Genomic DNA, 20095 nt, shown 5'->3' on the forward strand with positions numbered 1-20095 from the left:
ACCCTCGTCTTGATCAAAGGCCGAGCTGGTCGGCGGTCTGCTCGGCGAGGGCGGGGCCGAGCGTCATGCCGCGGCCGCCGGGGCCGGCCACCACCCAGACGTTGTCGGCGGGGTTGCCGCGGTGCACGAGCTCGCCGGAGTCGAGGCACTGGCTGTAGACGCCCGCCCAGCGCTTGACGATCGGGGGGAGCCTGCGGCCCAGCAGCTCCTCGACGACACCGGTCAGGTGCTGGTACGGCGCCTCGTCGACGTCGAAGTCGAAGGGCTCGTCGTACTCGTGGGTGTCGCCGATGGTCAGCCCGCCGTGCAGGCGCTGCACGCAGAGCAGCTGCATGCGGTGTTCCTCGGCGGTCGGGGCCTGCGGCTGGGCGGCCTTGAGGTTGTCGAGGGCGGCGCCCGCGAAGCCGGGGTAGTAGCGCAGGCTGTCGCCGTCGGCGATCGCCGTCGTCAGTGCCTCGCCGAGCGGGGCGGTCTGCATCATCTGCAGCCGGACTCGGCGCAACGGCAGTTCACCGGCCAGGTCCCGGGCCAGGCCGCCAAGGGTGGCGCCGGGGCAGACGATGGCGAGGTCGGCGTCGAACGTGCGTCCGTGGTCGTCGCGGACGTGCACGCCTGCCCCGTCGGAGCTCACCTCGCGGGCCTCGGTGCCCGCGTGGAAGGTGTACCGGCCGCTCGCCTCGAGGTGACGGCGGATCGCGGGCAGCGCCACGCGGGACTCGACGGCCCCGTCGCGGGTGCAGTGCAGGCCGGCGAGGAACTTGCCGCGCAGGGCGGGGTTGACGGCGAGCACCTGCTCGGGGTCGAGCAGCGCGAAGCCGCGGGCCTCGGCGTCGGGGCGGGCCATCGCCTCCTCGGCGACCGCGACCTCCTCCGGGGTGCACAGCAGCGTCATCGAGCCGGCGGGGCGAAACCCGATCGCCGGGACCCGGGAGGCGAGGTCTTCCCACAGCTCGCGCGAACGCAGGGCCGCGTCGAGCTCGTGCTCGGCGCGGCCGGAGACCCACACCAGGCCGAAGTTGCGGACGGTCGCGCCGCGGGCCTCGGTCTCGCGCTCGAGGTGGACGACGTGGTGCCCTCGGCGGATCGCCTCGTCGGCGTGCGCCGTGCCGAGGATGCCTCCGCCGACGATCAGAATTCTCATGGCGACGAGCATGCAGTTTGGTCTAGACCAGCCGGTGATGGTCGGGCCAACGCCGGGTGAACAATTGGTATAGACCAAATTCGGGTACGCTGACCGTCATGAATGGCGACCGGGTGGCCGTGGAAGCGGCTGGGGTGCAGGCCATCCCGAAGTACTACCGGGTGCGCACGGGACTCGAGGAGATCCTCGCCGACCTCTCCACGGGCGACCCGGTTCCCGCGGAACGCGAACTCGCGCAGCGGTTCGAGGTGTCCCGCGAGACCGTCCGGCAGGCGGTGCACGAGCTGCTGGTGGAGGGGCGCATCGAGCGTCGCGGGCGTGGCACGGTCGTCGCGAGCCCCAAACTCACCCAACCGCTCTCGCTGCGGTCGTATACCGAGGGTGCGCAGAGTCAGGGGCGGGTTCCCGGCCGCGAGCTGGTCACCTTCGGCCGGTCGCTCGCCGACGCCGACCTCGCCGCCGAGCTACGGGTACCCGTCGGATCCCACGTCCTCCATCTCGAGCGCGTGCTGCTCGCCGACGGCGAGAAGATCGGCCTGGAGAGCACCCACCTGCCGTCCCGGCGGTTCGCGGAGCTGGCCGAGACCTTTGATCCGCGCACCTCGCTGTACGCCGCGATCAGGGCGACCGGAGTGGAGTTCGCCTGCGCCACCGAGCGAATCGAGACCGTCCTTGCCACCCCGCGCGAGGCCGCGCTGATGGACTCGACGACCGCCATGCCGATGCTGCTGCTGCACCGCACCTCACTGGACGCCGACGGTGTGCCGATCGAGCGGGTGCGCTCGCTCTACCGCGGCGATCGGGTCGCCTTCCTGGCCACGCTGAGAGAATGAGCAGTGCCTGTCGCCCTAACCTGGCGGTCGGGGCCCGCAGTCCTGGAGGGTGCGCTCGGCGGCCGACCGCACGACCTCGGCGACGCACTGATTCCTCGCCATCGCGCGCCGCTGCCAGATGGCACCGTTGCCGTCCGCCACCTCGCGCCTCAACGACGTCTCGACCCGGCGGAACTCGCCCAGTTCGTCCAGCGACTCGTGCACGTGGCCGAGCAGGAGTCCCAGTTGGCGCCCGCACGGGACCGATTTGGTCGTGTTCGGGTCGATGCCCTTGCCGGACAGTCCGTCTCGCGCGGCGATCCAGTTGGCGACTCGCAGGGTTTCCATCCCTATTTCGGGCGCGGCATCGCCGCGGTGGATCGACGACAGGGCAGTCATGACGAGCGCCCGCACCAGGGTGGCCAGCAGGACCGTCTGGTCGACCGTTGGCAGGACGTCGCTCACCCGGACCTCCACCGTGGGCAGGTGCGAGGAGGGGCGAATGTCCCAATAGACCATCCGCTCGTCGAGTAGGCCGCCGCAGTCGATCATCATCGAGACGAAAGCGTCGTAGTGATCGGCCGAGGCGAACACCGGCGGCGGACCCGACACGGGCCACCGGGACCACAGGATCGTGCGCCAACTCGCATAGCGGCTGTCGATGCCGCGGTGGATCGGTGAGTTGGCGCTGAGGGCGAGCAGGATCGGGAGCCAGGGCCGAACGTGATTGCACACCTGGACCCGCGTCTCGCGATCGGGGACATCGACGTGCACGTGGCAGCCGCAGATGCCCTGCTCCAGGGCCAGGGTGCCGTACCTGTCCGCCATGCGGCGATATCGCTCGGAATCGCTGACCGGCATTCGACCCGGACCCATCGGCGGGGTTCCCGAGGCGAGCAGACGGCAGTCGTGTCGGGCCGCTGCGTCGGCCGCGGTCACGCGCATCTTGCGCAGATGCGCGCGCAGGTCGTCGCTGTCCCAACACACGGGGGAGTTGGCCTCGACCTGGCATTGAGAGAGTTCCAGTTGAAGTGGCACACCGAGTTCGGTTGCCGTCGAGGCCACCGCCGCGTTGCGCATCTGTGGCTGCCCCGTCGTCGGGTCGACGAGCAGGAACTCCTCTTCCACGCCGATAGAGGGAGGTGTCGGGAGGCTCATGCCGGAGTCGACGCTGGACCGCGCACGTCAGTACCAGTGCTTGCGGCCGCCCACCGCGCGGCCTGTGGCGCCGAGCAGGAAGAGAATCGCGCCGATCACCACGAGGATGATCCCGATCGTCCACAGGATCGAGATCCCGGTGAGCCAACCGATGAGCAACAAGATCAATCCGAGCACGATCATGGCCGGACCCCATCTCGGTTCCGTCGAAGGGGAGTGCCTCTGGTTCATCAATTGAAGCACTCCGGGCGGGCGTTCGGTAGCGACGTCGAGTCAGATCAACCTCGCGCTCCGGGTGGTTTCACCCGCTACCGCCCGGCGGCGTCGGGGCGGACAATCGAGGGGCAAGAAGACACGGCCTCCACCGACAAAGGAGGGGCAGCGGTGAACCGGACCGAGCTCCCACAGACATTGCGGCGATCGTCGAAGGAGGTGCAGGCGGCCTTCGCGGCGGCGCACGACACGGCCCTCAAGCGGTACGGGGAGGGCGAGGATGCCCTGCGTGCGGCGTACGGCGAGCTCAAACACGATTTCGAGTTGGAGACCGATCACTGGGTGCCCAAGCAGGGCTGACCCCGGCTGCTGTCAGACCGCGCGTCCGTCTGAGTGCGCGACGGGGCGCGGCCACGGGCGCCCGGCGCGGCGCTCGATGTCGAGATTGAAGCGTTCGAGCAGTTCCGCGAAGGCCGCGCGGTCGTCGGGTGTCCAGTCCTCGAGGACGGTCTCGAGCCCGCTGACGTTGCCCGCCCGCTCCCCGTCGAGGCGTCGTCGTCCCTCGTCGGTGATCCGGAACTTCCGCGCCATGCCGCCCTCGGGGTCTGGGATGCGTTGGACCAGACCGGAACTGAGCATCGACGTGGTCTGGCGGCTCAGGGTGGAGGTGTCCAGACCGAAGGCCTCGCTGAGTTCGCCGACGGACATGGGTCCCTGCATGCTGATGCGGGTGAGCAGGAGGTAGGCGCTGCCGTCGAGGTGACCCTCGCCGCGGCGAGGGTGCGCGAGATGCCGTGCGAGCAACAGGGTCTCGAACTCGATGCGGTCCGCGGCCGTGTCCATGTGCATCCTTCCTTCGATCCTCTCGGGCGGCATGCATCCTACCGCTCGCTTGTGCCGTACAACACATTTGCGCACTACATGCCCGTCCGGCCGACGGGCTTATTGTATCGTGCAATAAGTATGCATCATGCAAGTCTTGTGCATGGGGCACATCTGGCATTCGCCGCACCAGTACTGATAGTGAAGTAGTTAGGAGATTGCTCATGGTTGGGCCGAAACCCGCCGTGAACCCGAACGGCCTCGTCGGGGTACTCGCGTTCACCGGCATCGTCGCCGCGCTCATGCAGACCCTGGTCGTCCCGCTGATCGGCGACCTGCCACAGATACTGGACACGACCGCGTCGAACGCGTCCTGGATCATCACCGCGACGCTGGTGGCGGGCGCGGTGTTCGTCCCGATCACCGGCCGCCTCGGCGATCTGTACGGCAAGCGCCAGATGCTGCTCGCCTGCACGGTCCCGCTCATCGCCGGCTCCGTGGTGTGCGCGCTCGCGACGTCCGTGGTGCCGATGATCGCCGGCCGCGCCCTGCAGGGCGTCGGCATGGGATTGATCCCGATCGGCATCAGCGCGCTGCGCGACCTGCTGCCTGCCGAGCGGCTGAACTCGTCGATCGCCCTGATGAGTGCGTCGATGGGCATCGGCGGCGCGCTCGGTCTGCCGATCGCTGCGGCCGTCGCGCAGGGCACCAGTTGGCGGGTGCTGTTCTGGGGCGCGACCGTGCTGAGCGTCGCGATCGCCGTGCTGATCTGGAAGTTCGTGCCTGCCACGCCGGTCGACCCCGACGCCGGGAAGTTCGATCCCGTCGGCGCGATCGGCCTCGGCATCGGCCTCGTGTGCCTGCTGCTCGGCGTGTCCAAGGGCGCCGACTGGGGCTGGGCCAGCGGCACCACCCTCGGCCTGTTCGCAGGCGCCGTCGTCGTCCTGCTGGCCTGGGGCTGGTGGGAGTTGCGTACCAGCGATCCGCTGGTCGATCTCCGGACCACGGCACGGCCGCAGGTGCTGCTGACCAACGTGGCCGGACTGGTCGTCGGCTTCGCGATGTATGCCCAGTCGCTGATCCTGCCGCAGCTGCTGCAGCTGCCCGAGTCCACCGGCTACGGTCTGGGCCAGTCGATGCTGGTCATGGGCCTGTGGATGGCGCCCGGCGGTTTCGTGATGATGGCGCTCGCCCCCGTCGGCGCCAAGCTGTCGTCCGCCCGCGGCCCCAAGATCACCCTGATGGTCGGCGCCCTGATCATCGCGCTCGGCTACGGATCGTCGATGCTGCTGATGGGCTCGGCCTGGGGCCTGATGATCGTGGCCTGCATCTGCGGCGCGGGCACCGGCTTCGCCTACGGCGCGATGCCCGCCCTGATCATGAGCGCGGTGCCGCACTCGGAGACCGCCTCGGCCAACGCCTTCAACACGCTCTCCCGTTCCCTCGGCACCTCGATTGCCGCCGCGGTCGTCGGCGTCGTGCTCGCCCAGATGAGCGTCCAGGTCGGGGACTACACGCTGCCCACCGAGAGCGGCTTCCGGACCGGTCTGCTGATCGGTTGCGGTGTCGCCCTGGTGGCCGCCGCCGTCGCCGCGTGCATCCCGTCGCGTCGCCCAGTGCCCTCTGCCCCGGCTCCCGCGGCCGACGGGGAGTTGGTTGCCGCACGCGGCTGAGACGAGTCCGGCAGGACGCAGTGCGAACGGGCCCGGCTGGCATCCCTCGAAGGGATGCCCGCCGGGCTCGTCCGTGCATTCCGCGCGGTGGCGGTAGCCTGGGGCGCATGTCTGTGCGCGCATCCCTGGTTCCCGGAACCGTCTCGCCGACCCTGCCCGTGCCTGCGAAGATCGAGCGCCCCGAGTACGCGTGGAAGCCCACGGTCAACGAGGGCAACGAGCCGTGGGTGCAGACCCCCGAGACGATCGAGAAGATGCGGCTCGCGAGCAGGATCGCCGCGCAGGCGCTGGAGCAGGCAGGCAAGGCCGTCGCGCCGGGCGTGACCACCGACGAGCTCGACCGGATCGCGCACGAGTACATGATCGATCACGGTGCCTACCCGTCGACATTGGGCTACAAGGACTTTCCGAAGTCCTGCTGCACCTCGCTGAACGAGGTCATCTGCCACGGCATCCCCGACTCGACGGTGATCGCGGACGGCGACATCGTCAACATCGACGTCACCGCGTACATCGACGGGGTGCACGGCGACACCAACGCCACCTTCCTGGCAGGCGACGTCTCCGAGGAACACCGACTCCTCGTCGAGCGCACCCGCGAGGCGACCATGCGGGCCATCAAGGCCGTCAAGCCGGGCCGCGAACTCAACGTCATCGGCCGGGTCATCGAGGCCTACGCCAACCGTTTCGGCTACGGCGTCGTCCGCGACTTCACTGGCCACGGCATCGGCGAGACCTTCCACAACGGGCTGGTCATCCTGCACTACGACCAGCCGAACGTGGACACCGTCATCGAGCCCGGCATGGTGTTCACCATCGAGCCGATGATCAACCTCGGCACCGTCGACTACGACATCTGGGACGACAACTGGACCGTGGTCACCAAGGACCGCAAGTGGACGGCCCAGTTCGAGCACACCATCGTCGTCACCGACACAGGCGCGGAAATCCTCACGCTGCCATGAATGGTGCGCTGCTCGTCGCCGGAACCACCTCCGACGCGGGCAAGAGCGTCCTGGTCGCGGGACTGTGCCGGATGCTGGCCCGCCGCGGGGTGTCGGTGGCGCCGTTCAAGGCGCAGAACATGTCCAACAACTCGGTGGTCACCCTCGACGGCGGCGAGATCGGGCGGGCGCAGGCGCTGCAGGCGCGGGCCTGCGGGCTCGAGCCCAGCGTGCGCTTCAACCCGGTGCTGCTCAAACCGGGCAGTGACCGGACCTCACAGCTGGTGGTCCGTGGTCGCGCCGTGACGAATGTCGGGGCCCGCGACTACATCGAGCACCGCGAGTGGCTCCGTGGCGTCGTCACCGATGAACTGACCTCATTGCGGGCGGAATTCGACGTGGTGATCTGCGAGGGCGCCGGGTCGCCAGCCGAGATCAACCTGCGGGCAACGGATCTGGCCAACATGGGGCTGGCACGGGCGGCGTCTCTGCCGGTGATCGTGGTCGGGGACATCGACCGCGGGGGAGTGCTGGCGCACCTGTTCGGCACCGTTGCGGTGCTCTCGCCGGAGGATCAGGCGCTGATCGCGGGCTTCGTGGTCAACAAGTTCCGCGGTGACGTGGCACTGCTCGAACCCGGCCTCGACCAGCTGCGGGCGTTGACCGGCCGCCCCACGCTCGGCGTCGTGCCGTTCGCCGAGGGACTGTGGATCGACGCCGAGGACTCGCTGTCCACGGTGGCCGACGCCCCCGTCGGCAGGCCGGCCGCCCCGGTCGGGCAGGGGTGGCTGCGGGTGGCCGCGATCCGGCTGCCGCGGGTGTCCAACGCGACCGATGTCGAGGCCCTGGCCTGCGAACCGGGCGTCTCGGTGCACTGGGTCAGCGAGCCGTCGCGGCTGCAGGACGCCGACCTGGTGGTGATCCCGGGCAGCAAGTCCACCGTCTCGGACCTGGCCTGGCTGCGGTCGAGCGGGATCGCGGACGCGCTGAGCGACCGCGCCGCGGCGGGGCTACCCGTCCTCGGGATCTGCGGCGGCTATCAGATGCTCGGCCGCACCATCGTCGACGACGTCGAATCCGGGTCCGGGGCCATCGACGGGCTGGGGCTGCTGGACCTGGACATCGAGTTCGCGCCCGAGAAGGTGCTGCGGCAGGTCACGGGGACCGCGGGGGCAATCGCGGTGTCCGGCTACGAGATCCACCACGGCCGCGTCGTCCGCAACGGCGATGCGCCGCTGCTGTGCGGCGACGACGGCGAGCCCGAGGGCAGCATCCGGGGGCAGGTGCTCGGCACCCACTGGCACGGACTGCTCGAATCGGATGCGTTCCGCAGGGAGCTGCTTACCAGGGTCGCCGCCGTCACCGGCCGGCCGTTCACGGTCGCGCCCGACACGTCGGTGGCCGCGGAACGGACCGCTCAGCTGGACCTGCTGGCCGACCTGGTGGAGCGGCACCTGGACGTGGCCGCGATCGAGAAGCTCATCAACGGCGGTGCGCCGCAGGGGCTTCCGGTGATCACGCACGCTCCGGCGGGGGTAGACCCAGCTCGCTGATCGAGTGCCCGAAGTGTGCCGCCCAGGCCGCCGGTGTCGACCCGAACCGGTGATCGCGGATCGACGGGTCGGCGCCGAGGCTCAGCAGCAGCACAACCAGGTCGCGGTTCCCGGATCCCGCGGCCTCGTGCAGCGCCGTCTCCCACGGCTGCTCGATCGGCAGGTCCGAGCGGCCGAGGGCGTTGACGTCGAAGCCCAGGTCGGCGAGCAGTCGCACCACCGAGTCCTTCCCTGTCGCAGGACTGTGCGCGGCGACGGCCCGCAGGATCGCCGACGGGTGCCGTCGCCGGGCGACCGCCGCCAGCCCCGGGTCCGCGGCCGCCAGCGCGGTCGCGGCGGCCCGGTCCGCGGTCATCGCCGCGGCCATCAGCCGGTCGGCCGGGTCCAGGTCCGGTTCGCGGGCACCGGCGGCGCGCAGCGCGTCGGTGGCGACGGTCTTGCCGTAGACGAGCGCCAGCCCGAGCGGCGTGCGCCCGCCCCGTAGTGGTCGGTCCGGGTCTGCCCCGTGGCCCAGCAGCAGGTCCACCCGGTCGTGGTGCCCGTGCAGGATCGCCCAGCCCAGCTGGTCGCCGAGCAACTCGGCGGGGGACGGGAGGTCGACGCCCAGACGAGTCGACCACGGTTCGCGGTCGCCCCGGCCCAGGCCGAACTTCAGAAGCAGGCGCAGGTGCGTGTCGTCGCGCGCGAACATCCGGTTGTACAGGGCCTGTCCGTCGTTGGGGTTGGCGCCGGCCTCGAGCAGCACCCGGGCCAGGGCGTCCGCGTGCGGGTGCGGCGGCTGGTCGTCGCTGCCCCGCTCGCCGTTGCCGAAGGCGCCGGTCAGCGCGGTGAACGGGGGCTGTTCGCCGTGCCAGAGGTAGCCGGCATTCGGGTCCGCCCCCGCGGCCAGCAGCAGCCGGGCGGCGGTGACGGTCGCGGCCTCGGTGACGGCCGCGTCGTGCCGGGCGTAGGCCAGGTAGAGCAGCGGCGGCCAGCGCAGTGGGCCGCCCTCGGCGCCGGCCGCGGCCGGGTCGTCGGACAGCAGCGCCCACAACGCGTCGATGTCGGCGCACGCGGCCGCGGTGTGCACCGTCCGGGCGGCCAGCGCCGGGTCGGCGGCCAGCAGGCTCCGGGCCCGCTGGCGTCGGGCGTCGCCGTCGGCGGGGGAGTAGAGCAGGCAGGCGGACAGCAGGAACTCGTCGGCGGAGGTCACCGCCACCGCGCGATCGGGGTGGCGGGTGAGGCCTTCGTCGCTCACGCTCTCGTCGCTCATGGCGTCGCGCGGCGCAGCGCCACCCATCCGCCGGCGAGGGCGAGGAGGGCCAGGGCCAGGGGCAGCGCCACCAGCGGGAGCGCGCGCGGGACGTCGACGAACCACGATCCGATCTCCGGCCACCAGCGAGCCCAGGTGATCACGATCGCGGCGAGGCCCAGCGTGCAGAAGACGGACGTTCCGGCCGCGAGCAGGCCCGTGGTGCGCCACCGCTGGTAGATCGCGCCGGCGACGACGGCGATCCCAGAGGTGAGCAATAGGATCGCGAAACCCGAGAGCAGTTGGAGGGCCGGATTGTCGGTGAGGTAGCGCGCCAGCCCGAACATTCGCATATACACCCCCCACCCGTCGGTGGCGCTCTCGATCACGGACAGCACCTGCACCGCGACCGCGAAGATCGCCGACTGCGCGAAGGCCATCAGGAGCGTCGCGGTGTAGAACTCGCGGCGGGTCACGCTCAGCCCCAGGGCGAACGGAAAGCTCTGGGTCAGTGCCTGGACGTAGAACGCGATCACGAAACCGAGCAGCGCCGCGATGCTGCCGGTGAACCCCGCGCCCTCGTCGGTCCCGATGAGGTAGTAGATCGTCCAACTGATGGCGAAGGACGCCGCGATGAGGCCGACCGGCCAGGCGACCAGCAGGGGCCAGGCGACGGTGTGCAGGCGCAGGACCGAACCGATCCGGGAAGGTCCGGCGTTGGCGTGCATCGCGGGGGAGACGGTGGCTGTGGTCATGGCGTCGGCTCCTGGGTGGTGGTACGGATGACGAGTTCTTGCAGTGACGCCGGTTCGAGCGTGCCGCCGGCGTCGAGCAGTCGGGCACGGTCGGCCACGTCGGCGGTGACCTGCACGGTGGCACGGGCCTGGGATCCGAGCGAGTCACGTTGTAGAACAGTGCCTTTCGCGGCAAATATGTCGACGGCCGCGGTGGGTCCGGTCACGACAACGGCCCGTTGGCGCAGCCCGTCGGCGTCGTCGTCGAGAAGGATCCGGCCGCGATCGACCACGATGACGTGCTCGAGAAGGTTCGCGACCTCGTCGATCAGGTGGGTGGACAGCACCACGGTGCGCGGGTGCTCGGCGTAGTCGGCGAGCAGTCGGTCATAGAACATCTGGCGGGCCACGGCGTCGAGTCCGAGGTACGGCTCGTCGAACAGGGTCAGTGGTGCCCGCGACGCGAGACCGATGATCACCCCGAGGGCGGACTTCATGCCTCGGGAGAGCTTCTTGACCCTGCGGCCCAGCGGAAGCTGGAAGTCGTCGAGCAGGAGTTCGGCGAATTCGCGGTCCCAGTGCTCCATCAGATGCCCGGCGGTGGACAGGACGTGCTTGACCCGGAGATCGTCCGGGTAGGTCTGGCTCTCCTTGATGAAACTGACGCCCCGCAGCACCCGTGCGTTCTCGAACGGGGTGGCGCCGAAAACCGTGACATCACCGGACGTCTGGATGCTTTGACCTGTGAGGATTGACATGATCGTGGACTTGCCGGCCCCGTTGCGCCCGAGCAGGCCGTAGATCTTGTCGTGTTCGAGGTCGAACGAGACGTCTGTGAGCGCGTCGAAGTCCCCGTAGCGTTTGTCGACGTCCCGCATCGAGGCGACGACGTCGCGTCCGGTCGGCTGTCGGTCGTTGGTCGGGGCGACGGTCAGGTTCCGGGTCATCGTGTCACCTTCTTGGTGTCGAGCATGGACTTGAGTTCGTCGACGGGAATGCCAAGTCGAGTGGCCTCCGCAACGAGTGGCTCGATGTACTGGCGCGAGAAGGCTTCTCGGCGCCGGAACCGGAGGGCGTCGCGCGCCCCGACGGTGACGAACATTCCAATACCCCGCTTCTTGTAGAGGATTCCCTCGGCGACCAGCTGGTTCAGCCCTTTGGCTGCGGTCGCCGGGTTGATGCGGTGGAAGGCGGCGAGCTCGTTGGTCGAGGGCACCTGGCCGTCCTCCGTCAATGAGCCGTCGATGATCGCCTCCTCGATCTGCTCGGCGATCTGCTGGAAGAGCGGCCGGCCGTCGTCGATCACCGGAATCCCCACCGATGGAGGCTCGCTGGTTCATTACTCATGTAATGAACCATAGGACCGACAGCCGCGGGAGCGCAACCCCGGCGCACGGTTTCCCGTCCGGGGCACGGCGGCGTGTACCGTCCGGTGCCATGGAGTTGACGGAAGTGTCGGTCGGGGACGTCATCTACACCGTTCGGCTGGACGGTCCCGAGAGCGCCCACGTTGTCCTGCTGTTGCCCGGCGCAGGCGAGGACGGGTTGGTATTCGACGCGGTGTGCGGGCGACTGCACGACTCCGACCTGCGCACGGTGGTGCCGGACACGATCGACGGCCTGGATGTCGCGGGCGTCCTCGCGCTGCTCGACGGTCTCGGGCTGGCGTATGTGAACCTGGCAGGCAACCGGGAGGGGGCCGCCCTTGCGTGGGAACTCGCGGCCCGCACCTTCGGCCGGTTCAAGAGCCTCGTCGTCGCGGACAGTGCACACCCCGCCGTTGCGGGCGGGGACTGCCCGGCGGTGGAGATCCCGACGACGGTGCTCGTCGGCGGGCCCGACGCGCGCCCGGACGTCGACGCGTCCAGTCGCCACTGCTACTCCGACTTCCGGGTCGTCGAACTCGGCGGCATCGACTCGGTGCCCGGTGAGGCGGCCGCCGCGATGGCCACCGAGATCTCCCTGCGCACCAGCATGTGGTGAGGCTCCGCGACGGCCGCTTGCCGATCAGCGTGGCCGCGAAGTCGTCACCATCGGTACTCGTCGATGGTGCGAGAGGTCCTGCAGGCCGGCGACCCGGAGCAGGTCGAGCTTCTCTGCGTCGGCGGATCCGGGCGCGACCGTGTAGACGACGATCCGCAGGTCGCCGCTACCCGGCGCGCTGAGAACGTCGCAGTCCACCGTGATGTCGCCGACAGCTCGGGTGTGCACGATCTTTCGGCTGGACCGGTGCAGGGCCACGTGCGCCTGCGCCCACCGCGCCGCGAATTCGCCGGATTCCGCGAGGAGACGGTCCACGAGGTCCCTCAGTGGGGCATCGTCGGGGTAACGCCCCACCGCGGACCGCAGGTCCGCCACCAGGTCCGCTCTGAATTCGTCCTCCCCGACAGCGGTATGTGTGACAGGGGTCCGCGTTTCGGTGAACACCAGCCAGACAAGGTTCCGCCGGAACCCCGATCGCGTCGAGGGGTCGCCGAGCAGCGCCGCCCAGAGCGGATTCCACAGCAACAGGTCGTGTGCGGCGCTGTACACGGCGACCGGCACGTCACCGAGTCGGTCCACGATCCGCTGGACGCCCGGACCCACGTGCCGTGGCAACGAGGCAGGTGCCGGAACGGCGACACCGCCGACTCGGTACAGGTGGTCGCGCTCTTCGTCGGTCAAGCGCAACGCCCGCGCGAGTGCACCGAGCAGCTGCGCCGAGGGGCTGGTTGCCCGGCCCTGCTCGAGCCGCACGACGTAGTCGACGCTGACTCCGGCAAGCATCGCGAGCTCTTCCCGCCGCAGCCCCCGGGAGCGACGACCCGTACCGGGAGGCAGCCCGACCTCCTCGGGCTGTACCCGGTCGCGCCAAGCGCGCAGCACGCGCGCGAATTCGTCCATGCCCCCATCTTGCTGGCTGCCGGTCCGCCGTGGGTGGTACTGCCGGTCCCACCGTCGATCGGTGCCTGGTGCGCGCGCAGGAGCCGAGGGAATGTAGTGGGCATGACCACGACACTCATCACCGGAGCCAACCGCAGCCTCGGCCTGGAGACCGCGCGACGGCTCGTCGACGCCGGCCACATCGTCTACGCCGGCATGCGCGACCTGGCCTCGGCCGCCGAGGTACAGAACCTCGGGGCCCACCCCGTGCAACTCGACGTCACCGATCAGCGCAGCGTCGACGTGGCGCTCGGCCAGCTGCCCGAGCTCGACGTCCTGGTGAACAACGCGGGCGTCCTCGGCAGGTCCTTCGGCGTCGACGATCTCAATGCCGACGCCATGCAGGAGGTGTTCGACACGAATGTCCTCGGCGTCGTGCGTCTCACGCAGGCCGCGCTTCCGCTGCTGCGGCGCTCGGCGAACCCGGTGATCGTCAATGTCGCCTCCGGTGTCGGCTTCGCCCGGTCACTGAGCACCCCCGGCTCCGACGAGCACTTCGTGCGGGCCGTGCCCTACGCGAGTTCGAAGGCGGCCGTGATCGCCATGACTGTCCAGTATGCGAAGAACCTGCCCGAGTTTCGGGTCAACGCCAGCGACCCGGGCTACACCAGCACCGACTTCAATTGGCACCGCGGACATCAGACCGTGACCGAAGGAACCGATGCGACAGTGATGCTGGCCCAGCTCGGCCCCGATGGACCCACCGGACAGTTCTTCAACCGCGCAGGCCACATCGAGTTCTGAGCAACTCTTCTGCCCGGCTCCTCGATCCACGCGCGTGCCGGCCGTCGCTGCTGCCATGGTCGGCGCGAACGCGGAGCGCACTAGACTCTGCCGGTGTTCGACACCGTCCCAGCCCCTTCCGGCGTCACATCTGTCCGCTCGGCCCTGCGATCGCCGCGCCGGCTGACAACCGAGGCGCTGGCCGGCCTGGTCACCTCGCTCGCCCTCATCCCCGAGGTGATCTCGTTTGCGGTCATCGCGGGCGTCGACCCCCGGGTGGCGCTGTACACCTCGTGCATCATGGCGATGACGATCGCGTTCGTCGGCGGCAGGCCCGCCATGGTCTCGGCGGCGGCGGGCGCCACCGCGCTGGTGGTGGCGCCGCTGGTCGCCTCCCACGGCATCGACTACCTGATCGCGGCGGTGTGGCTGGCAGGCGCACTGCAGATCGCCTTCGCCGTCGCTGGTCTCGCGCGGCTGGTGCGGTTCATTCCGCGGTCGGTGATGATCGGCTTCGTCAACGCGCTCGCGATCCTCATCTTCAGCGCGCAGATCCAGCACCTGATCGACGTGCCGTGGCTGGTGTACCCGCTCACCGCCGCCGGAATCGCGATGGTCGTGCTCATCCCCAAGCTGACCACCACGGTTCCCGCGCCCCTGATCGCGATCGTCGTGCTCACCGGTGTGGTGGCGCTGCTGCACCTCGACGTGCCCGATGTCGCGGACCAGGGCGAGCTCCCGTCGGGCCTGCCCACGTGGATGATCCCGGACGTACCGTTCACGTGGGAGACGCTGACGGTCATCGCGCCGTTCGCACTCGGTCTCGCCCTGGTCGGGCTGCTCGAGTCACTGCTGACCGCCAAGCTCGTCGACGACATCACCGACACCCCATCGGACAAGACCCGCGAGTCGTGGGGGCAGGGCGTCGCGAACATGGCAGGCGCGCTCTTCGGCGGCATGGGCGGCTGCGCGATGATCGGCCAGACCATGGTCAACGTGAAGGAGGGCCGGGCACGAACCCGCATCTCCACATTCCTGGCCGGCCTGTTCCTGCTGGTGCTGTCCGTGACCGTCGGCGACGTCGTCGGCGCGATTCCGATGGCCGCGCTGGTGGCGGTGATGGTGGTGATCGCCGCGACCACGTTCGACTGGCACAGCGTCGCACCGCGCACGCTGCGCGTGATGCCGCGCAGCGAGACGCTCGTCATGGTGGTGACGGTCGTCGGCACCCTCGCCACCGAGAATCTCGCGGTGGGCGTCGTCCTCGGTGTGCTGACCGCGATGGTCGCGTTCGCGCGCCGGGTCGCCCAGATGGCCTCGGTCGCCGCCTCGGACCGCGACCGCGACGTCGAGGAGCGGGTCTATCGGGTGACGGGGCAGCTGTTCTGGGCGTCGAGCAACGATCTGGTCCACCGATTCGACTACGCGGGCGACCCGCAGTCGGTCGTCGTCGACCTCACCGACGCCGAGGTGTGGGACGCGTCGACGGTGGCCACGCTCGATGCGGTCCAGCACAAGTACGCGGTCCGGGGGAAGTCGGTTCGGATCGTCGGTCTCGACGGGGCGAGTCTGGACCGCATCGAACGGCTGTCCGGCAAGCTCGGTTGATGCAATCCTGACCAACGTCCCTGGGCAGTACGACTAGTCCAGGCCGAGGAGCGCATTCTCGACGACCTCGGTCAGCGCCGGATGAATCCAGTACTGGCCGAGCGCCATGTCCTGCGCGGACAGCCCGAAGCTCATCGCCTGGATCAGCGGCTGGATCAGCGTGGAGGCCTGGGCGCCGATGATGTGGGCGCCCAGCAGCCGGCCGGTGCCGCGGTCGGCGATCACCTTGCACAGGCCCTCGTCGTCCTCCATCGCCCAGCCGTAGGCGACGTCGGCGAACTTCTGCACCTTCACCGCGATGTCGAGGCCCTGCGCACGGGCCTGGTCCTCGGTCAGGCCCACGGTGGCGATCTGGGGGTCGGTGAACACCGCGGACGGCACGTAGCGGTGATCTGTCCGGACCAGCTCGACGCCGTCGCGCCACGCGTCGCGCAGCAGGTTCGCCTGCACGACCCGCGCCTCGTGGTTGGCCACGTGCTTGAGCTGGTGCGGTGAGGACACGTCGCCGAGCGCGAAGACGCCCGCCGCCGTGGTCCGCTGGAACTCGTCGACCACCACGCGGCCCGCGGCGTCCACCTCGATGCCCGCGCTCTCCGCGCCCAGTCGGTCACCGTTCGGAGTCCGGCCCGTCGCCACCAGCAGGGTGTCGCCTGCGACCACCGTGCCGTCTGCGAGTTCCACCTCGACCGCCCCGTCACCGCCGCCGACCCGCACCACCGGATTGCCCAGGTGCACATCCCATTTCCGGCGGGCGAGGTCGGTGAACCGCTGCGAGATGTCGGTGTCGAGGTCACGGAGCAGGCGGTTGCCGCGGCCGATGATCGAGACCCGGCTGCCGAAGGCGGAGAAAACGTGCGCGAACTCGGACGCGATGAACCCGCTTCCCAGGATCACCAGGTGCTCGGGCAGTTCGGGCAGCCGCATGATGTCGTCGTTGGTGAGGTACGGGACCCCGCTGCGACTGACCTCCTCGGGGATGATCGGTCGCGATCCGGCCGCGACCACCACCTGGTCGGCGGTGATCACCTCGCCGCTCCCGGTCCGGATCTGTCGAGGACCGACGAACGTCGCGTACCCGGAAAACAGTGTGGTGTCCGGGTTCTCGTCTTTTCGATAGCGCTCTCCGCCTGCCGAGATCGGGTCGATCCGGTCGAACACCCGACCGACGATGTCGGACCAGCGCACCTTCTCGACGCGCGCGTCGACGCCGTACCGGCTCGCGTGCTGGACCGCCCGCGCGACCTCGGCGGCGTAGACGAACATCTTGGTCGGGATGCATCCGACGTTCAGGCAGGTTCCGCCGAACGTGCCGCCCTCGAGGATCGCGACCCGCATCCCCTCGAAGCGCTCGTCGAGAATGGTGTTGCCGGAACCGGATCCGATGATCGCGAGGTCGAAGTGGTTCATGCGCCGTGCCCGTGCAGCCAGGTCAGCCAGAGGTCGACCTCGTCGAAGGCCTGCTTGCGTGGGACCTCGGTGGAGAGGAAGACGTCGTGCCTGGCGCCCTCGATCGGCACGATTGTGGTGCGGTCGCCGAGGCAGCCGGCCCAGCGGGCGATCTGCCTCACGTCGAGCACCAGGTCGGCCTCGTCGGACTTGGCCGTGTATCGCGAGGAGTAGTGCGTCTTCTCGGACCGCAGGATCAGCGAGGGCACACCGACGTCGAGGCCGCGGTGCAGCTTCGCGTGTCCCTGCCGGACGGCGCGCAGCCAGCCGAAGGTCACCGGGAAGCCGGTCATCGGCTTCCATTCGAGGTTGTAGTCCCACTCTCCGCTCGCACCGATGTGCAGGGTGCGTCCGTAGACGTCGGCGGAGGGGAGCTTGACCTCGAGCCGGTTCTTGACCCGGCCCACGGCATTGACCGCCACGGTGCCGACGCTGCGCAGGTACGCCGCGCCCTGCAGGTCGAACCACGGGCTGTTGAGGATCAGCCCGGCGATGCCTGCGCCGGCGCAGCCGCCGGGCCGCTTGTTCAGCCGGTCGAGCCACAGCGGCAGGATCAGCCCGCCGGTGGAGTGCGCCACCAGCAGAACGGTGCCGCCGCCGATCTGTTCGCGGACCAGTGCCAGCGCCCGGCCCAGTTCCTCGTCGTAGAGGGCGAGGTCGGTTACGAAGTGCGGGGTCTGGCCCAGCTTCAGCGAGCGGCCGCATTTGCGCAGGTCCAGGGCGAAGAACGAGTAGCCCTGGTCGTGGAAGTGCTCGGCCATGTGGTGCTGGAAGAAGTAGTCGGTGAACCCGTGTACGTAGAGCACGGCGCGCGCGGGCGTGCGGTCGATCCCGCCCTCGGGCTGGTACCGGACGAGTGTGGCGTCGATCTCACCTTCACCGTCGGGATCGGGCCCGAGTGGGATGGTCAACTGCTGATATCCGTCGCCGAGGACGTCGGGGGCCCAGGTAGTCACAGATCACAATGCTAGTGGGCTGGAAAGCCCTCCGCAGTGGCGCACAATTGGGTGAGGTGAACGACGCTCATACGCGCGGGTAACCTATCCGCTGCAGTCGGCGCGACTGCGCACTGCCAATGGACAAGGAAGTCGATTTTCCAGTGTCAGACAACAACGCGGTAGAGACCAAGACCGATGTAGTGCTCGTGGGTGCGGGCATCATGAGTGCGACCCTCGGAGCCATCCTGCGGCAGCTGCAGCCGGACTGGTCGATCAGCGTGTTCGAGCGGCTCGACGCCGCCGCCGCGGAGAGCAGCGACCCGTGGAACAACGCGGGCACCGGACACTCGGCTCTGTGTGAGCTCAACTACACCCCCGAGAACAAGGACGGCACCGTCGACATCGCCAAGGCGGTCACGGTCAACGAGCAGTTCCAGGTCTCCCGGCAGTTCTGGGCGCACGCGCTCGAGCAGGGCATCCTCACCGCGCCCAAGGAGTTCATCAATCCGATCCCGCACGTGAGCTTCGTGCACGGGGCGGACAACGTGAAGTACCTGAAGGCGCGCTATGACGCGCTCGCCGGCCACACGCTCTTCGACGGCATGGAGTACACCGACAGCGCGGACGAGTTCGCCCGCAGGCTGCCGCTGATGGCCAAGGGCCGCGACTTCTCCGACCCGATCGCCCTGAACTGGACCGACGGCGGCACCGACGTCGACTTCGGCGCGCTGACCAAGCAGCTGCTCAACCACGTCGCCTCGTCGGGCGGCACCGTGCACTTTGGTCACGAGGTCACCGGCATCAAGAAGCAGTCCGACGGCAGCTGGACGCTCAAGGTGCACAACCGTCGCACCGGCGGCCGCAAGACCGTGGGCGCCAAGTTCGTCTTCGTCGGCGCGGGCGGCGGGGCCCTGCACCTGCTGCAGCAGTCCGGCATCGCGGAGGCCAAGGGCTTCGGCGGCTTCCCGGTCAGCGGCGCGTTCCTGCGCTGCACCAACCCCGAGCTGATCGATCAGCACCGGGCCAAGGTCTACGGCAAGGCCGCGGTCGGCGCCCCGCCGATGTCCGTGCCGCACCTGGACACCCGCGTCATCGGCGGCAAGCCGGGCCTGCTGTTCGGTCCGTACGCCGGTTGGTCGCCGAAGTTCCTCAAGGAGGGCCGGGTCACCGACCTGCCCGGGTCGGTCAAGCCGAACAACCTGCTGTCCATGCTCGGCGTGGGCGTCTCCGAGCTCGGGCTGGTCAAGTACCTGGTCAGCGAGCTGACGAAGACCGGCGAGGGTCGCATCGAGACCCTGCGCGAATTCGTCCCCGAGGCGCTCGGTCCCGACTGGGAGCTGATCACCGCGGGCCAGCGTGTCCAGGTGATCCGCCGCGACAAGCGCAAGGGCGGCGTGCTGGAGTTCGGCACCGCGGTCATCAGCGCCGCGGACGGCTCGATCGCAGGCCTGCTCGGCGCCTCGCCCGGCGCCTCCACCGCGGTGCCTGCGATGCTCGACGTGCTCAAGCGCTGCTTCGCGGATCGATTCGCGTCCTGGGAGCCGCAGCTCAAGCAGATGGTGCCCTCGCTCGGCGTGAAGCTCTCCGACGACAAGTCGCTGTTCACCGAGGTGTGGGACTGGTCCAACCGGGTGCTCGAACTCGACACCAAGGTTCAGGAGACCGCGTCCGCGTCGGTGTGATAGTCATCACCGCATGACGGCAACAGCGGCGCTGCACCGCGCCTGGGCGCTCGACCTGGACACCCGCACGCTCTATGACCTGCTCAGGCTGCGGGTCGACGTGTTCGTCGTGGAGCAGGCCTGCCCGTATCCGGAACTGGACGGGCGGGACCTGCTCCCCGACACCAAGCACCTGTGGATCGAACAGGACGGCCAGGTGGTGTGCGCGCTCCGCCTGATGGAGGAGCACGACGGCGGCAAGTCGTACCGCATCGGGCGGCTGTGCACCCGGGCGGACGCCCGCGGGCACGGGCACACCACCCGACTGCTGCGCACGGCCCTGGCCGAGGTCGGGTCCGCGCCGTGCCGGCTGAGCGCGCAGAGCCACCTGGTGGACATGTACGCCAAGCACGGCTTCATCCCCGACGGTGACGAATTCGTCGAGGACGGGATCCCGCACGTGCCGATGCGGCGCGGTGGGGGCGACCCCTGGCGCGAGGGCTAGAGTCAGCATCC

Annotated in this window: 21 protein-coding genes; 10 read left to right on the plus strand and 11 right to left on the minus strand. The window is 69.5% G+C overall.

Annotation, left to right across the window (positions count from 1 at the left end):
- Window positions 1-13: 13 nt before the first annotated feature.
- Window positions 14-1141 (minus strand): TIGR03364 family FAD-dependent oxidoreductase, encoded by a 1128-nt coding sequence (locus tag ACFXMV_RS13675; protein WP_378501349.1) that lies wholly within the window; start codon window positions 1139-1141, stop codon window positions 14-16.
- A 98-nt stretch (window positions 1142-1239) separates the two neighbouring features.
- Here ACFXMV_RS13675 and ACFXMV_RS13680 point away from each other — a divergent pair, with 98 nt between their 5' ends.
- Window positions 1240-1974 carry a GntR family transcriptional regulator gene (locus tag ACFXMV_RS13680; RefSeq protein ID WP_378501348.1) on the plus strand — a complete coding sequence of 245 codons (735 nt, stop codon included), beginning with the start codon at window positions 1240-1242 and terminating at the stop codon, window positions 1972-1974.
- Between the two features lie 15 nt (window positions 1975-1989).
- Here ACFXMV_RS13680 and ACFXMV_RS13685 read toward each other — a convergent pair whose 3' ends face one another.
- Both ACFXMV_RS13685 and ACFXMV_RS13690 read right to left on the minus strand, forming a co-directional pair.
- The gene (locus tag ACFXMV_RS13685) at window positions 1990-3111 is read right to left on the minus strand and encodes a glutamate--cysteine ligase (protein ID WP_378503402.1); all 1122 of its coding nucleotides are present in this window, start codon (window positions 3109-3111) and stop codon (window positions 1990-1992) included.
- Between the two features lie 27 nt (window positions 3112-3138).
- The gene (locus tag ACFXMV_RS13690; RefSeq protein WP_378501652.1) at window positions 3139-3294 is read right to left on the minus strand and encodes a DUF6131 family protein; all 156 of its coding nucleotides are present in this window, start codon (window positions 3292-3294) and stop codon (window positions 3139-3141) included.
- A gap of 201 nt (window positions 3295-3495) precedes the next feature.
- On the opposite strand from ACFXMV_RS13690, the gene ACFXMV_RS13695 reads away from it, so the two are divergent.
- The gene (locus ACFXMV_RS13695) at window positions 3496-3684 is read left to right on the plus strand and encodes a ChaB family protein (RefSeq protein WP_378501653.1); all 189 of its coding nucleotides are present in this window, start codon (window positions 3496-3498) and stop codon (window positions 3682-3684) included.
- Between the two features lie 12 nt (window positions 3685-3696).
- Here ACFXMV_RS13695 and ACFXMV_RS13700 read toward each other — a convergent pair whose 3' ends face one another.
- Complete coding sequence (locus ACFXMV_RS13700) at window positions 3697-4167, minus strand: MarR family winged helix-turn-helix transcriptional regulator (RefSeq protein WP_378501654.1); 471 nt, start codon at window positions 4165-4167, stop codon at window positions 3697-3699.
- A gap of 203 nt (window positions 4168-4370) precedes the next feature.
- Between ACFXMV_RS13700 and ACFXMV_RS13705 the strand changes: the two genes are divergently transcribed.
- The 3 genes from ACFXMV_RS13705 (at window position 4371) to ACFXMV_RS13715 (ending at window position 8316) form a co-directional block, all read left to right on the plus strand.
- The gene (locus tag ACFXMV_RS13705; RefSeq protein ID WP_378501655.1) at window positions 4371-5819 is read left to right on the plus strand and encodes an MFS transporter; all 1449 of its coding nucleotides are present in this window, start codon (window positions 4371-4373) and stop codon (window positions 5817-5819) included.
- Between the two features lie 107 nt (window positions 5820-5926).
- Complete coding sequence (gene map / locus ACFXMV_RS13710; protein WP_378500841.1) at window positions 5927-6784, plus strand: type I methionyl aminopeptidase; 858 nt, start codon at window positions 5927-5929, stop codon at window positions 6782-6784.
- Window positions 6781-8316 (plus strand): cobyric acid synthase, encoded by a 1536-nt coding sequence (locus tag ACFXMV_RS13715; RefSeq protein ID WP_378500840.1) that lies wholly within the window; start codon window positions 6781-6783, stop codon window positions 8314-8316. Before map ends, ACFXMV_RS13715 begins: the two co-directional genes overlap by 4 nt.
- On the opposite strand, the gene ACFXMV_RS13720 is transcribed toward ACFXMV_RS13715, so the two are convergent.
- The 4 genes from ACFXMV_RS13720 to ACFXMV_RS13735 are packed head-to-tail and all read right to left on the minus strand — an operon-like array spanning window position 8279 to window position 11587.
- Complete coding sequence (locus ACFXMV_RS13720) at window positions 8279-9553, minus strand: ankyrin repeat domain-containing protein (RefSeq protein ID WP_378500839.1); 1275 nt, start codon at window positions 9551-9553, stop codon at window positions 8279-8281. The two genes, ACFXMV_RS13715 and ACFXMV_RS13720, sit on opposite strands and share 38 nt — an antisense overlap.
- Before the next feature lie 11 nt (window positions 9554-9564).
- Window positions 9565-10302: an ABC transporter permease gene (locus tag ACFXMV_RS13725; protein WP_378500838.1), complete on the minus strand. Its 738-nt coding sequence runs from the start codon at window positions 10300-10302 to the stop codon at window positions 9565-9567.
- Window positions 10299-11228, minus strand: a complete 930-nt coding sequence (locus ACFXMV_RS13730) for an ABC transporter ATP-binding protein (RefSeq protein WP_378500837.1) — start codon at window positions 11226-11228, stop codon at window positions 10299-10301. The genes ACFXMV_RS13725 and ACFXMV_RS13730 overlap by 4 nt, the downstream gene beginning before the upstream one ends.
- Window positions 11225-11587, minus strand: a complete 363-nt coding sequence (locus tag ACFXMV_RS13735) for a GntR family transcriptional regulator (protein ID WP_378500842.1) — start codon at window positions 11585-11587, stop codon at window positions 11225-11227. The genes ACFXMV_RS13730 and ACFXMV_RS13735 overlap by 4 nt, the downstream gene beginning before the upstream one ends.
- A 131-nt stretch (window positions 11588-11718) precedes the next feature.
- Here ACFXMV_RS13735 and ACFXMV_RS13740 point away from each other — a divergent pair, with 131 nt between their 5' ends.
- Window positions 11719-12264 carry an alpha/beta hydrolase gene (locus tag ACFXMV_RS13740; protein WP_378500836.1) on the plus strand — a complete coding sequence of 182 codons (546 nt, stop codon included), beginning with the start codon at window positions 11719-11721 and terminating at the stop codon, window positions 12262-12264.
- A gap of 24 nt (window positions 12265-12288) precedes the next feature.
- On the opposite strand, the gene ACFXMV_RS13745 is transcribed toward ACFXMV_RS13740, so the two are convergent.
- Window positions 12289-13164 (minus strand): helix-turn-helix domain-containing protein, encoded by an 876-nt coding sequence (locus ACFXMV_RS13745; protein ID WP_378503401.1) that lies wholly within the window; start codon window positions 13162-13164, stop codon window positions 12289-12291.
- Window positions 13165-13266: 102 nt separating this feature from the next.
- Between ACFXMV_RS13745 and ACFXMV_RS13750 the strand changes: the two genes are divergently transcribed.
- On the plus strand, window positions 13267-13947 hold the full coding sequence (locus ACFXMV_RS13750; RefSeq protein WP_378500582.1) for an SDR family NAD(P)-dependent oxidoreductase: 681 nt from the start codon (window positions 13267-13269) through the stop codon (window positions 13945-13947).
- A 93-nt stretch (window positions 13948-14040) separates the two neighbouring features.
- A complete protein-coding gene (locus ACFXMV_RS13755) occupies window positions 14041-15534 on the plus strand; it encodes a SulP family inorganic anion transporter (protein WP_378500581.1) in 1494 nt (497 codons plus the stop codon).
- Between the two features lie 33 nt (window positions 15535-15567).
- Here the strand turns inward: ACFXMV_RS13755 and mtr are convergent, their stop codons facing one another.
- Together mtr and ACFXMV_RS13765 are read right to left on the minus strand one after the other, a co-directional pair.
- Window positions 15568-16941 (minus strand): mycothione reductase, encoded by a 1374-nt coding sequence (gene mtr / locus ACFXMV_RS13760; protein WP_378500580.1) that lies wholly within the window; start codon window positions 16939-16941, stop codon window positions 15568-15570.
- A complete protein-coding gene (locus tag ACFXMV_RS13765; RefSeq protein ID WP_378503400.1) occupies window positions 16938-17936 on the minus strand; it encodes an alpha/beta hydrolase in 999 nt (332 codons plus the stop codon). Before ACFXMV_RS13765 ends, mtr begins: the two co-directional genes overlap by 4 nt.
- Before the next feature lie 119 nt (window positions 17937-18055).
- Between ACFXMV_RS13765 and mqo the strand changes: the two genes are divergently transcribed.
- Both mqo and ACFXMV_RS13775 read left to right on the plus strand, forming a co-directional pair.
- Entirely contained in the window at window positions 18056-19600 is a 1545-nt protein-coding gene (gene mqo / locus ACFXMV_RS13770) for a malate dehydrogenase (quinone) (RefSeq protein WP_378500578.1), read from the plus strand.
- A 13-nt stretch (window positions 19601-19613) separates the two neighbouring features.
- On the plus strand, window positions 19614-20084 hold the full coding sequence (locus tag ACFXMV_RS13775; protein WP_378503399.1) for a GNAT family N-acetyltransferase: 471 nt from the start codon (window positions 19614-19616) through the stop codon (window positions 20082-20084).
- The last annotated feature ends 11 nt before the right edge of the window (window positions 20085-20095 follow it).

The organism is Rhodococcus sp. NPDC059179 (genome assembly GCF_042754885.1).
Lineage (GTDB): Bacteria > Actinomycetota > Actinomycetes > Mycobacteriales > Mycobacteriaceae > Rhodococcus_G.